Genomic DNA, 12,583 nt, shown 5'->3' with positions numbered 1-12,583 from the left:
CAGCCGGCGTCGCGTACGTGGCGGGTGCCGGGTGGGTGGCCGGCGTCGTGTGCGTGGCTGGTCTCACAGCTCCGGCACCTCCGCCAGCAGCGGGTGACCCCAGCGCCGCTCGAACTCCTGCTCGACGGCGGCACCTACGCGGTAGAGCCGGTCGTCGGCCATCGCCGGCGCCACCACCTGCAGGCCCACGGGCATTCCGTCCTCGGGCGAGCGGCCCGCCGGGAAGGACGCCGCGGCGTTGCCCGCGAGGTTGGCGGGGATGGTGCACAGGTCGGCGGCGTACATCGCCAGCGGGTCGTCCACCCGCTCACCGATCCGGAACGCCGTGGTGGGCGTGGTCGGCGACACCAGCACGTCGACCTGCTCGTACGCCCGCTCGAAGTCGCGGGTGATGAGCGTGCGGACCTTCTGCGCCTGGCCGTAGTAGGCGTCGTAGTAACCGCTGGACAGCGCGTAGGTGCCGATCATGATGCGCCGCTTGACCTCGTCGCCGAACCCGGCCTCGCGGGTCACCGCCATCACCTCCTCGGCGCTGTGCCGGCCGTCGTCGCCGGCCCGCAGGCCGTACCGCATCCCGTCGAAGCGGGCGAGGTTGCTGGACGCCTCGCTCGGCGCGATGAGGTAGTAGGCGGCCAGGCCGTAGGTGAAGTGCGGGCAGGACACCTCCACCACCTCAGCACCCAGGTCGGAGAGCAGGTCGACCGCCTCGCGGAAGCGCTGCTCCACCCCGGGCTGGAAGCCGGCGCCGCCGAGCTCCTTCACCACGCCGACCCGCAGGCCGCGTACGTCGGGGTTGCGGGCGGCGTCCACCACCGGCGGCACGGGCCGGTCGATCGAGGTGGAGTCCAGCGGGTCGTGGCCGGCGATCACGCTGTGCAGCAGGGCGGCGTCGAGCACCGTGCGGGCGCACGGCCCGGCCTGGTCCAGGCTGGAGGAGAACGCCACCAGGCCGTAACGGGAGACCCCGCCGTAGGTGGGCTTCACCCCGACCGTGCCGGTCACCGAGCCGGGCTGGCGGATCGAGCCGCCGGTGTCGGTGCCGATCGCCAGCGGCGCCTCGAACGCCGCCAGCGAGGCCGACGAGCCGCCGCCGGAGCCGCCCGGGATCCGGTCGGTGTCCCACGGGTTGCGAGTCGGCCCGAACGCGGAGTTCTCCGTGGAGGAGCCCATCGCGAACTCGTCCATGTTCGTCTTGCCCAGGACGACCACGCCGGCCTCGCGCAGGCGCCGGACGACAGTCGAGTCGTACGGTGGCCGCCAGCCCTCCAGGATCCGCGAGCCGCAGGTGGTCGGCACGTCCTTCATGGTGAGGACGTCCTTGAGGGCGAGCGGCACGCCGGCCAGCGGCCCGAGCGCGTCACCGGCCGCGCGCCGGTCGTCCACCTGACGGGCGGCGGCGAGCGCGCCCTCGGTGTCCAGGTGCAGGAACGCGTGGATCCGGTCGTCCACCTTGCCGATCCGGTCCAGGTGGGCTTGGGTGACCTCCACCGCGGAGGCCTCGCCGGTGCTGACGAGCTCGGCGAGACGGGCGGCGGTGAGCCTGGTCAGGTCGTGGTCGCTCATCAGGCCTCCTCACCGAGAATGCGCGGAACGCGGAAGCGGTTGTCCTCGACCGCGGGCTCACCGTCGACGACGGGAGCGCCGGCCAGCGCCTCCTCCGCCGTCAGCCCGGGGCGGGGCTCGTCGGCGCGGAAGACGTTGGTGAGCGGCACCGGGTGGGAGGTGGGCGGAATGTCCTCGGCGGCCACCTGGCCGACCTGGGCGACCGACTCGAGGATGACGCCCAGCTGGCCGGCGTAGTGGTCGAGTTCGTCGTCGGTCAGCTCGATCCGAGCAAGGCGCGCTAGGTGCGCGACCTCCTCGCGGGTGATCGCAGGCACTGGAGTGCTTCCTTTACCTCGTTCGCGGAGCACCCCGGCGGATGCGGAGTGCTTCTGGCTTTGGTGGAGTCCTGATGGAGTCCTGGTGGAGTACGGACGACGGCGGCCGACGGCTGCCGTACGTCGGCCGTAGGGCAATCCTAGGAGCCTACGCGGCGGCGCCCGCGACCGCCGCGAGCCGAACCGCCGCGCCCGGACCGGCGAGGCCACCAGGTCGCGGCCGCGTCGCGATCACGGGGCGGCCGCCGGACGATCACGGACGGGTCGGACGGGATGGTCCCGGCTTGGCCGGGTCTGGTCGCGCGAGGTTGATCGGTAACGTCCGCGCAACCGCGAAAAGCTCCTGATCGGTCCACAATGAGCAGCGTGTACCTGCTGCGGATCGCGCTACCCGACCAGCCCGGCGGGCTCGGCGACGTCGCCTCGGCCCTGGGCAAGGCCGGCGCCGACATCGTCGCCGTGGACGTGGTGTCCCGGGGCGCCGACGGCACCGCGATCGACGACTTCGTGGTCGAACTCCCCCTCGGTGGGCGTGCCGACTCGCTGGTGTCGGCCTGCCTGTCGGTGCCCGGCGTCCGGGTGATCTGGCTGTCCCGATACGCCGCCGGCGGCACGCTGCGCCACGACCTCGAGGTGGTCGAGTCGATGACGGAGCAGCCGGCCGAGGCCGAGCGGGTGCTCGTCCGGCACGCGCCGGTGGTGTTCCGCGCCGACTGGGCGTTCCTGGTGTGCCGGGACGGCGACTCCGGAAAGGCGGTGGTGGAGGAGTGCACCCCGGCCGCGCCCGACCTGCCCGGCGACGACGCGCCCTGGCTCCCGCTGGATCGTCCCCGGCGGCTGGTCGTCCCGGCCGAGTGGGACAACCGGGGATGGCGGCACATCACCGCGGCGGCCACCCCGATGGGCAACCCGAACCGGGCTCTGGTGATCGGGCGGTCCGGCGGACCGGAGATCCTGGACTCCGAGCTGGCCCGGCTGGCTCACCTGGCCGCGCTCACCCAGACCGTCCGGCAGGCGCTCTCGCAGAGCTGACCGTCACTCGGACTGCGCGGACTGCGCACGCTCCCGCGCCGCGTCGGGGCCGTCGGCCAGCAGCACCCGGAAGCCCTCCTCGTCGAGGATCGGGACACCGAGGTCGCGGGCCTTGTCGAACTTCGAGCCGGGGTTGTCACCGGCCACCACGAAGCCGGTCTTCTTCGACACCGAGCTGGACGCCTTGCCGCCCTGGGCCTGGATCGCCTCGGAGGCCTCGTCGCGGGAGAAGCCCTCCAGGCTGCCGGTGACCACGACCGTCACGCCGTCCAGCGGACGCGGCCCCTGGTCGACGATCTCCTCTCGGAACCGCACGCCCGCCGCCCGCCACTTCTCCACGATCTCGCGGTGCCAGTCGACGGAGAACCACTCCACCACCGACGCGGCGATGGTCGGGCCCACCCCCTCCACGGCGGCCAGCTCCTCCTCGCCGGCCTCGGCGATCCGGTCGAGGTCGCCGAACGTGCGGGCCAGCGCCTGCGCGGCGGTGGGCCCGACGTGCCGGATCGACAGCGCGACCAGCACCCGCCACAGCGGCCTGGTCCGGGCCGCCTCCAGGTTGTCCAGCAGCCGTTTGGCGTTGGCCGACAGGGCACCGGCCTTGGTGGTGAAGAACTCCGCGCCCTTCAGCTGCTCCGCGGTCAGCGCGAACAGGTCGCCCTCGTCGGCGATCAGGCCGCCGTCCAGCAACGCGGTGCCGGACTGGTAGCCGAGCACCTCGATGTCGAACGCGCCCCGCCCGCCCAGGTGGAACAGCCGCTCCCGCAACTGGGCCGGGCAGTGCCTGGTGTTGGGGCAGCGCAGGTCGGCGTCGCTCTCCTTCTCCGGCCGCAGCTCGGTGCCGCACTCCGGGCACCGCACGGGCATCTCGAACTCCCGCTCGGAGCCGTCGCGCAGGTCGGCGACCGGGCCGACGATCTCGGGAATCACGTCGCCGGCCTTGCGCAGCACCACGGTGTCGCCGATCAGGACGCCCTTGCGGCGTACCTCCGAGGCGTTGTGCAGCGTGGCGTACTCCACCGTCGACCCGGCGACCTTTGTCGGCTCCATCACGCCGTAGGGGGTGACCCGGCCGGTGCGGCCGACGTTGACCCGGATGTCGATCAGCTTGGCGTTGACCTCCTCCGGCGGGAACTTGAACGCGATCGCCCACCGCGGCGCCCGCGAGGTGGACCCCAGCTGGCGCTGCAGGGTGATCTGGTCGACCTTCACCACCACGCCGTCGATCTCGTGGTCGAGGGAGTGCCGGCGCTCGCGGTAGTCGCGGGCGTAGGCGTCCACCTCCTCCAGCGTGCGGCGGACTCCCACGTGGTCGCTGACCGGGATGCCCCAGGCCGCGAGAGTGGCGTAGGCCTCCGACAGCCGCTGCGGCTGCCAGCCCTGAGTGCGGCCGATCCCGTGCGCGGTGAAGTGCAGCCGGCGGCGGGCGGTGACCCGGGGGTCCTTCTGCCGCAGCGATCCGGCCGCGGAGTTGCGCGGGTTGGCGAACGGCGGCTTGCCCGCCTCCACGAGTGCGGCGTTGAGCTCCTCGAAGTCGCGGACCCGGAAGTAGACCTCGCCGCGCACCTCGAGCACCTCGGGGGTGGGCGCGTCGGCCTTGGCCAGCCGGTGCGGGATGCCGTCGATGGTGCGGACGTTGAGCGTGACGTCCTCGCCGACCCGGCCGTCGCCGCGGGTGGCCGCGCGCACCAGGCGGCCCCGCTCGTAGACCAGGTCGATGGCGAGGCCGTCGATCTTCAGCTCGCAGAGGTATTCGGCCTCGGTGCCGATCTCCCGCTCGACCCGGGCTGCCCAGGCCCGCAGCTCCTCCAGCGCGAACGCGTTGTCCAGCGACAACAGGCGCTCGAGGTGCTCGACGGGCTCGAACTCCGTCGACCAGGTGCCGCTGACCCTCTGCGTCGGCGACTCCGGGGTGCGCAGCTCCGGATGGGCCTCCTCGAGCGCCTTCAGCTCCCGCATCAGCGCGTCGTAGTCGGCGTCGGAGGCCGTCGGCCGGTCGAGGACGTAGTAGCGGTAGTTGTGCTCCTCGATCTCCTGGGACAGCACCGCGTGCCGCTCCAGCGCCTCGGTGGGGACGCCCGCGACCTTGGTCTTCGCCGACTTCGACGCGCTCTTCGCCATGGCCCGAACGCTACCGCTGCCCACCGACAATCCGCCCCGGAGCGGCGCCGGTCGCGGCGCCGTTCTCCCACACCGGCGTACCGGCGACGAGGGTGTACGACACTCCGCGCGCGAGCTGCCACGGTGCGTCGTAGGTGGACGGATCGGCCACTTCGCCGGGGTCGAACACCGCGAGGTCGGCGACCGCGCCCGGACGCACCACGCCGCGGTCGCGCCGGCCCAGCCGGGCGGCCGGCAGCGAGGTCATCTTCGCCACGGCGGTGGGCAGGTCGAGCACGCCCTCGCGTACGTAGTGCCCGAGCACCCGGGCGAAGGTGCCGAAGCTGCGCGGGTGCGGCGTACCGGCGCCCGGGCAGTCCAGGATCCAGCCGTCGCTGGCGACCGCGACCGTCGGGTCGGCGAGGATCGTGCGTACGTCGTCCTCGGCCATGCCGTGGCTGATGATCGACGCCACCCCGCGCTGGCGGCGCAGCAGGTCCACGGCCGTCTCCGCCGGCGTCCGGCCGACAGCCCGGGCGATGGCCGCGAGGTCCCTGCCGAGGTGCCGGCGGTACGGGCCGTCCGGGGTGTCGGACACCACGATCCGCTCGGGCAGGAACGTCGTCCCCGTCCGGGCGGTGAGGTCGGCGACCAGCCGGTCGCGGTCCTCCGCGCGCTCCAGCCGCTCCCGCAGCGCCGCCACCCCGCCGTCCATCGCCCAGCCGGGCAACCGGGCGGTGAGCGTGGTGCTCGACGCGGTGTAGGGGTACTGGTCGCCGTGCGCGTCCACGCCGTCGCGCCGTGCCTGCGCGAGGGTGTCCAGGACCTTGCCGACCCGGCCCCAGTTGGGCGGGCCGACCGCCTTCAGGTGCGAGATCTGTACGCGCACGCCGGTACGCCGGCCGACCTCCAGCGCCTCCTCCACCGCGTCGTCCAGCAGGTCGGCCTCGTCGCGGATGTGGGTGGAGTAGACCAGCCCGGCGGCCGCCACCGGCTCGGCCACCGCGGCCAGTTCCTCCGCCCGGGCATATGACGCGGGTGCGTAGATCAGCCCGCTGGACAGTCCCACGACGCCTTCGTCGACCGCCGCCGCGACCAGCGCCCGCATCCGGTCCAGCTCGGCCGGCGTCGGCGCCCGGTCGGCCACGCCCATCGCGCCGATGCGTACCGCGCCGTGGCCTACCTGCAAGGCGAGGTTGACACCGAGCGGAAGGCGTTCGACGGCCGCGGCGTACTCCCCCGCGCCCGACCACTCCCAGGGCAGGTCCGCGTCCAGGAAGCCGGCGTGCGCACGCAACTCGTCCTCGTGACCCGGCACCACCGGGAACGGCGAGAAGCCGCAGTTGCCGGTGACCAGGGTGGTGACGCCCTGGGCGATCTGGGTGAGCGCACCAGGTGCGCCGAACACCGTGAAGTCCGCGTGGGAGTGCAGGTCGACGAACCCCGGGCAGACCACCGAGCCGGTCACGTCGATCCGGCGCCTCGCTAGCGTTCTGGAAACCTCACCCACGAAGGCGATCCGGCCGTCCTCGACCGCCACGTCGGCCACCACACCGGGAGCACCGGTTCCGTCCAGGACGGTGCCGCCGGCGAGTACCACGTCGTACATCTGCTGACCTCCGGGTCGCGGTCTGGGGAGTGTGGAGATCGGAGTCCGGTCGCGCGGATCCTGCGTCAAGACGTGGTTGCGGGGTCAGGTCATGAACACCAGCAGGATCGCGTACATCACGCAAGCCGGGACCATCACCAGCCAGCCCGTCAACAACACGTTGCGCAGGTTCTGCGAGCGGGCAAGACCCATCGCGCCGATCATGTTGGCGTTCGGGAACGGACCGTACGTGTCGCCCTTGGACGCCCACAGCAACACGATGACCCAGGCGCCCGCCGACACCCCGAGGGTCGCACCCAGCCCGCCGAACACCTTGTCCAGCAGGACGACCTGGGCCGCCGTCGCCCCCGGGACGCCCACCCAGCCGAGCAGCCCGATCGCCACCGCGAACGGGAACGCGCCGAGGTGGGACAGCTGGGAGCCGAACGTGTCCAGGATGACGTCGTACGGCTTCAGCCACTGGTCGATGATCCCGAACAACGCGGCCAGCAGCCAGAACAGAATGAAGATGCTGAGCAGCCGGGCACCGCCGCGGTACATCCTCCCCGCGATCTCCACACTGGACAGCCCGCCGGCGAAGCCGGTGACGATGCCGAGCAACGGCAGGGCCAGCAGCGGGAACGCCGTACCCGCGTTGGTCACGGTGGCGTAGACGACGCTCACCACCAACAGGACGAGGAACGCCGCGGTGGCCCGGCCCGCCTTCGGGTTGCGGTCGGCACCGCCCGCGCTCGCGGCGTCGTCGGAGGCCTCCTCCGCGGTGTAGAAGTCGTTGCCGGCGGCCGCCGTACGCCGCTGCATCCACGGCACGATCAGCATGGCCAGCGCGATCGACAGCACCGCCAGCGGTCCGGCACCGACCCGCAGGTAGGTGAGGTAGTCGACGTCCGCCGCGGTGAGGATGGCGACGTTGGAGCCGGCGAACGGCGCCAGGGCCAGGCCCGCGCACCCGCCGACGAACATCATCGAGGCCGTCGCCGAACGGGTGAACCCCATCCGCGCGGTGATCGGGATCAGGATGGGCGCGGCGATGGCCAGCGCGCCGGCGAGCGTGCCGAGGCTCGCGACCAGGACCAGGCAGGCGACCATCACGCCGAACGTCACCGCGTGCCGGCTGCGTTCGCCGACCGCGCGCATGATCGCGCTGACGATGGTGTCGGCCACCCCGGTGACGCGCAGCACCTCACCGACCCCGGCGCCCAGGACGATGATCAGGCCGATCATCGTCACCAGGTCACCGAGGGAGGTGCCGAGGAGTTCGCCCACCTCGGTGGGCGGCCGGGCCGCGATCAGGATGCCGGAGATCACGGCGACGACGGTGGCGACCACGATGTCCAGGCCGAGCAGGCACAGCACCGCGTACAGCAGGATCGGTAGCAGGCCCCACAGTGTCGGCGCCTGTACCACCTGGCCGAGCACCAGCGAGGCCAGCAGCCCGGCCAGCGCGATCACCGTGCAGATCCGGCGGCGCGCCGGCGGCAGCCCGACCGCGTACGCGTTCGACTCCCCGGCCTCGCCGCCGGGCTTGGTGGCGGCCTTGGTGGCGGCCTTGGTGGCGGCCTTGGTGGCCTCGCCGCGCTGAGTGGCGGGCTCGGCGGCGGTTTCGCTCGGGCCAGATCGGGACTGGGACATGGCACTCCTTGTTCGGTGCTGGACTTTTCCGGCGGGTGCGCGGGTGAGGTTCAGTCGGCGTCGACCCGAGCCGTGCGCGAGGAGATCTCCCGTACGAACTCCTCGTCGACCTCGTGCCCGCTGCCCGCCTGCTTCCACGGCACGTCGACCAGCCCGTGGTCGGCGGTGATCGGCGGCCGCACGACGTCGCGGGCGTAGTACTTCTCCGACGCGGACACGTCGGAGGGCAGGGTGAAGCCGGGCAGACTGGACAGCGCGACGTTGGCCGCACGGCCGATCCCGAACTCGTGCATGCCGCCGCACCACACCGGTACGTCGTGCTCGCGAGCGAGGTCGTGTGCGGCGACCGCGGCGGTCAGCCCGCCCATCCGGGAGACCTTGATGTTCAGGATCGCGACCGCGTCCAGGGCCAGCGCCGTGCGCAGGTCGTGCAGGTCGGCGACCGACTCGTCCAGGCAGACGGGAGTACGCAGGACGCGGCGCAGCCGGGCGTGCGCCAGCAGGTCGCGCGGCGCGAACGGCTGCTCGACCATCGTCAGACCGAAGTCGTCCAGCCCGCGCAGCGCCGCCAGGTGGTCGGCGTCCTCGGTGTAGGCGCCGTTGGCGTCGACGTGCAGGTCCAGGTCGGGAAACGCCGCGCGCACGGCGCGGACCGGCTCGACGTCCCACCCCGGCGCGATCTTCAGCTTCACCCGCGGGTAGCCGGCCTCGACCTGGCGAGCCACCTGCGCCACCAGGTCGTCCGGCGTCGGCTCGATCCCCAGGCTCGCCCCGGCCACCACCCGCTCCCGCGTCCCGCCGAGCGCACCGGCCAGCGGCACGTCCGTCGCGGTGGACCACAGGTTCCAGCACGCCATGTCCACCCCGGCCTTGGCGAACTCGTTCCCGCGTACCTTCGACCACAGCGCCGGCACTTGCGACGGATGCGACCAACCGGCGCCGACCACGGCCGGCAGCAGGTGCTGCTCGGCGACGTGCCAGCAGCTCTGCACGGTCTCCGCGCAGTAGTACGGCCCGGACGGCGAGGCGATCTCGCCCCACCCCACCGCGCCGTCGGCGCCGGTCACCCGGACCAGGATGTGCTCCAGGTAGGTCTTGCGGTGCGAGCTGGTCTCGAACTCGTGCACCAGCGGCAGCCGGGCCGCGAAGAGTTCGGCGGCGGAGATCTGCATGCGCTCAGGCCCCTTCGTAGAGTTCGAGGTCGCGGGTGACCTCCTCGCGCCGGGCGAGCCGGCGGCGTGCTCCCTTGGCGCTGGCCGCGGTGAGCGTGGCGAGGATGTGGGTCACCGCCGCCACCGCGGTCGGTGAATCGACGTACGACGCGCTGCGGGTGCCCACCACCACGGCCACCTCCGCCAGCCGGGCCAGCGAACTGTCCGGGTCGTCGGTGATGCCCACGACGGTGCCCCCGGCAGCGGCGAACTCCCGCGCCACCGCGATGGTCTGGCGGGTGTAGCGGCGGAAGGAGAAGGCCACCAGCACGTCGTCGGACCGCACGTCGCACAGCACGTCCACCGGGCGGGCCGCGATGCCGTCGACCAGGGTGACGTTGGCGAGGCTGGCGGACAGGTCGATGGCCAGCAGGGCGGCGTACGCGGACGACTTGGAGCCGCCGACCACGAACCTGCGGCGGGCGGCGACGATTCGGGCGGCAGCCTGCTCCAGGGTGCCGTCCACCCGGACCCGGCGGGCGGTCTCGGCGAGGTTGGCGGTCTCGTGGTCGAGCAGCCGGTCCAGCAGGATCGACGAGGACGAACGCCGGCGCAGCCGGGCGCCGTACCGCTGGTCGGGACTGCTCGGGTCCGGGCTGCTCTGCTCGGGACTGCTCCGCTCGGCGCTCATCCGGCCTCCCCCGCCGGGGCGAGCACGTAGACGGCGGTTTCCGGCGTGACCCGGCGGCACGACGTCAGGACGTACCCCGCGTCGAGCGCGTTCTCCAGTGCGGCGGCCACCCGGTCGCGGACGTCGCCGGATCGGGCCGGGTCGGGTCCGTCCGGCGCTCCCCAGCGGGCCGGGATGGCCAGCAGCCGGCGGTCGGTGGCGGTAGCGCGGATCGTCCCCCACGCGAGGTCCGGGTCGTCGCCAAGCCGCTCGGCCCCGCGCGTCGAGTCGGTCGCGCCGGTCGAGTTCGTCCCGCCGGCCGAGTCCGTCGCCCCGGTCGGGTCGGTCGGGTCCGCGTCGGTACGCCACTCCACGAGCACCCGGTCGCTACGCCCGCCGGCGTCGGTGAGGCCGTAGTAGTCCCGGACGAACCACCGGCCACGGGCGCCGAGGACGTCGAGGTTGAAGTGTGCGTTGCGGGCGAGCATCGGGTCGTACGCCCAGCGCATCGCGCGGACGCCGGCCCGAGACGCCTCGGCGGCCTGCGCCCGCTTGAGCACCCGGCCGACGCCCTTTCCCTGCGCGGCCGCGTCGACCACGGCCGCCTGGGAGTAGTGGTAGGTCGCGCCGTCCTGCGTACCGACGAATCCGTAGGTGAACCCCACCAGCCGTCCGGACGGGTCGAACGCGCCGAGCGCCGAGCCGCCGTTGCGCTGCAGGGCGACCAGGAGCTTCGGGGTCATCGCCGGGTCGCCGGCGCCGAGGCCGAACACCTGGCGGTACAGGCCCACGGCCGCCTCGCGCTCGCCCTGGCTGCGCAGCGGGCGGGCGGTGACCGCGGAGTCGGGCGTATGCAGCGTGGGCTGCGTCTGCTCTGTGCGCAGCGTGGGTCGGGTGGCCCGCATGGCACCCCCAGCGAAGACCGACGACCGGCCGAGCCGGCCGTCACAGACGATGTGTGTGCCCCTGGGAGGGGGCCCGGGCGCCTGACGACACTGACGAGGCGACCGCCAAGAGACGAAGATACGCGACAGATATCCGCGAGATGTCTAGCAGGGGTACGCCGCCGGGGTCAATGCCCGGGGCGACAACCCCCGCGGTTACTGACGATTTCGAGACCGCGAGGGAGTGTCCGAGTGCGGGTCGATGACCACCTCGCGAAGATACGCGTCATATCCTGCGGTGCATGGATCCTCTCGAACGGCTCGTGCTCCGTGCCCGTGAGCTCGAGCCGCGGATGCGGGAGCGGCTCGCCGCGTACGTCCACCACGAGACGCCCACCGGAGACGCGGACGCACTGAACCGCCTCGGTGAGGTGCTCGGCGGCCACTACGCCGAGCTCGGCGCCGCCGTGACCGCGGTCCCCAGCGACACCGGCGACCACCTGGTCGCTGCCTGGCCCGCGGGCGAGGCAGACGGAGGGGCAGCCGGCGACGGCACCCCGACCGAGCGGCCGCACGTGGTGGTGCTCGGCCACCACGACACGGTGTGGCCGGTGGGCCAGCTCGCCGGGCGGATGCCCTACGTCGACGACGGGACGCTGATCCGCGGGCCGGGTGTGTTCGACATGAAGGGCGGCCTGGTCGCCTTCGAGACGGCGATCGCGGTGCTGCGCGACTGCGACGTCCCACTGGCCCAGCCGGTGCGGCTGGTGGTCACCGCCGACGAGGAGATCGGCACGCCGACCGGCCGGGCACTGGTCGAACGCGAGCTCTCCGGTGCGGCCGCCGCCCTCGGGCTGGAGCCGCCGCATCCGAAGGGCGGGCTGAAGACCGGGAGGCACGGGAGTACGCGGGTCCGCCTGGAGGCCATCGGGGTGGAGGCACACGCGGCGCTGGACCGCACCCGCGGGGTCTCCGCCATCGACGAGCTCGTCGACCAGCTGGTCCGGCTGCGGGGCATCGCGGAGGCCGAGGAAGGCGTGCTCTACAACGTCGGGACCGTGTACGGCGGCACCCGCACCAACGTGACCGCGGGGAGGGCCGGCGCAGAGCTCGGGTTCCGGTTCGGGGACGCCGAGGTCGAACGCCGGGTGCTGGACCAGCTGGCCCGGCTCGAACCCATCCGTGCCGACGCCGGCGTACAGGCTCAGATCCTCACCAGCCGCCCGGCCTGGGCCGGCACCGGCAACGAGGGCATGCTCGCCGCCGTGGTCGCCGCGGGTGAGCGGGTCGGGCAGCAGGTCCGGGGGGCGCACGCGCTCGGCGCGGCCGACACCAACTTCGCCGGCGCGGCCGGCGTGCCCGCACTGGATGGGTTCGGCCCACGCGGACGCGGAGCCCACGCGGTGCACGAGGAGGTCGTGGCGGAGTCGCTGGTCGAACGCGCCGCGCTGATCGCCTCCGTGCTCGCCTCCCCGCTCGGCCCGGTCTCGGATGACCCGCTCACTACTCGACCCTGATCCGCAGGACAGACCCTAATGGGGTTCGACCGGCGTTTCGCGCCCAAGGCTAGGGCTGTTGGGCGTGAGGCTGGTCGCCGAGCCGCCGTCGGGTGAGCACTCTTCAGT

At 73.1% G+C, this 12,583-nt stretch carries 10 protein-coding genes; 2 read left to right on the top strand and 8 right to left on the bottom strand.

Annotation, left to right across the window (positions count from 1 at the left end; genetic code table 11):
• Nucleotides 1-63: 63 nt before the first annotated feature.
• Complete coding sequence (gatA, locus tag ABZV93_RS14135; protein WP_354934888.1) at nt 64-1,563, bottom strand: Asp-tRNA(Asn)/Glu-tRNA(Gln) amidotransferase subunit GatA; 1,500 nt, start codon at nt 1,561-1,563, stop codon at nt 64-66.
• Entirely contained in the window at nt 1,563-1,880 is a 318-nt protein-coding gene (gatC, locus tag ABZV93_RS14130) for an Asp-tRNA(Asn)/Glu-tRNA(Gln) amidotransferase subunit GatC (protein ID WP_354934885.1), read from the bottom strand. The genes gatA and gatC overlap by 1 nt, the downstream gene beginning before the upstream one ends.
• Nucleotides 1,881-2,237: 357 nt before the next feature.
• Here gatC and ABZV93_RS14125 point away from each other — a divergent pair, with 357 nt between their 5' ends.
• The gene (locus tag ABZV93_RS14125) at nt 2,238-2,912 is read left to right on the top strand and encodes an ACT domain-containing protein (RefSeq protein WP_354934882.1); all 675 of its coding nucleotides are present in this window, start codon (nt 2,238-2,240) and stop codon (nt 2,910-2,912) included.
• Between the two features lie 3 nt (nt 2,913-2,915).
• Here ABZV93_RS14125 and ligA read toward each other — a convergent pair whose 3' ends face one another.
• From ligA to ABZV93_RS14095, 6 genes are all read right to left on the bottom strand, one after another.
• Nucleotides 2,916-5,033, bottom strand: coding sequence for an NAD-dependent DNA ligase LigA (gene ligA / locus ABZV93_RS14120; RefSeq protein ID WP_354934879.1), 2,118 nt, complete (start codon nt 5,031-5,033; stop codon nt 2,916-2,918).
• 10 nt (nt 5,034-5,043) lie between these two features.
• On the bottom strand, nt 5,044-6,621 hold the full coding sequence (locus ABZV93_RS14115; protein WP_354934876.1) for a D-aminoacylase: 1,578 nt from the start codon (nt 6,619-6,621) through the stop codon (nt 5,044-5,046).
• 84 nt (nt 6,622-6,705) lie between these two features.
• Nucleotides 6,706-8,253, bottom strand: coding sequence for a Na+/H+ antiporter NhaC family protein (locus ABZV93_RS14110; RefSeq protein WP_354934873.1), 1,548 nt, complete (start codon nt 8,251-8,253; stop codon nt 6,706-6,708).
• Nucleotides 8,254-8,303: 50 nt separating this feature from the next.
• Nucleotides 8,304-9,425, bottom strand: coding sequence for an o-succinylbenzoate synthase (menC, locus tag ABZV93_RS14105; protein ID WP_354934870.1), 1,122 nt, complete (start codon nt 9,423-9,425; stop codon nt 8,304-8,306).
• A gap of 4 nt (nt 9,426-9,429) precedes the next feature.
• Nucleotides 9,430-10,095 (bottom strand): SIS domain-containing protein, encoded by a 666-nt coding sequence (locus ABZV93_RS14100; protein WP_354934867.1) that lies wholly within the window; start codon nt 10,093-10,095, stop codon nt 9,430-9,432.
• Nucleotides 10,092-10,979, bottom strand: a complete 888-nt coding sequence (locus tag ABZV93_RS14095) for a hypothetical protein (RefSeq protein WP_354934864.1) — start codon at nt 10,977-10,979, stop codon at nt 10,092-10,094. The genes ABZV93_RS14100 and ABZV93_RS14095 overlap by 4 nt, the downstream gene beginning before the upstream one ends.
• Before the next feature lie 281 nt (nt 10,980-11,260).
• On the opposite strand from ABZV93_RS14095, the gene ABZV93_RS14090 reads away from it, so the two are divergent.
• Nucleotides 11,261-12,475 carry a M20/M25/M40 family metallo-hydrolase gene (locus tag ABZV93_RS14090; protein ID WP_354934861.1) on the top strand — a complete coding sequence of 405 codons (1,215 nt, stop codon included), beginning with the start codon at nt 11,261-11,263 and terminating at the stop codon, nt 12,473-12,475.
• The last annotated feature ends 108 nt before the right edge of the window (nt 12,476-12,583 follow it).

Origin of the sequence: Actinopolymorpha sp. NPDC004070, assembly GCF_040610475.1 — a bacterium.
Taxonomy (GTDB): Bacteria; Actinomycetota; Actinomycetes; order Propionibacteriales; family Actinopolymorphaceae; genus Actinopolymorpha.
The sequence above is the reverse complement of the archived record's forward strand: the minus strand, read 5'-3'. Positions and strand labels throughout refer to the sequence as shown.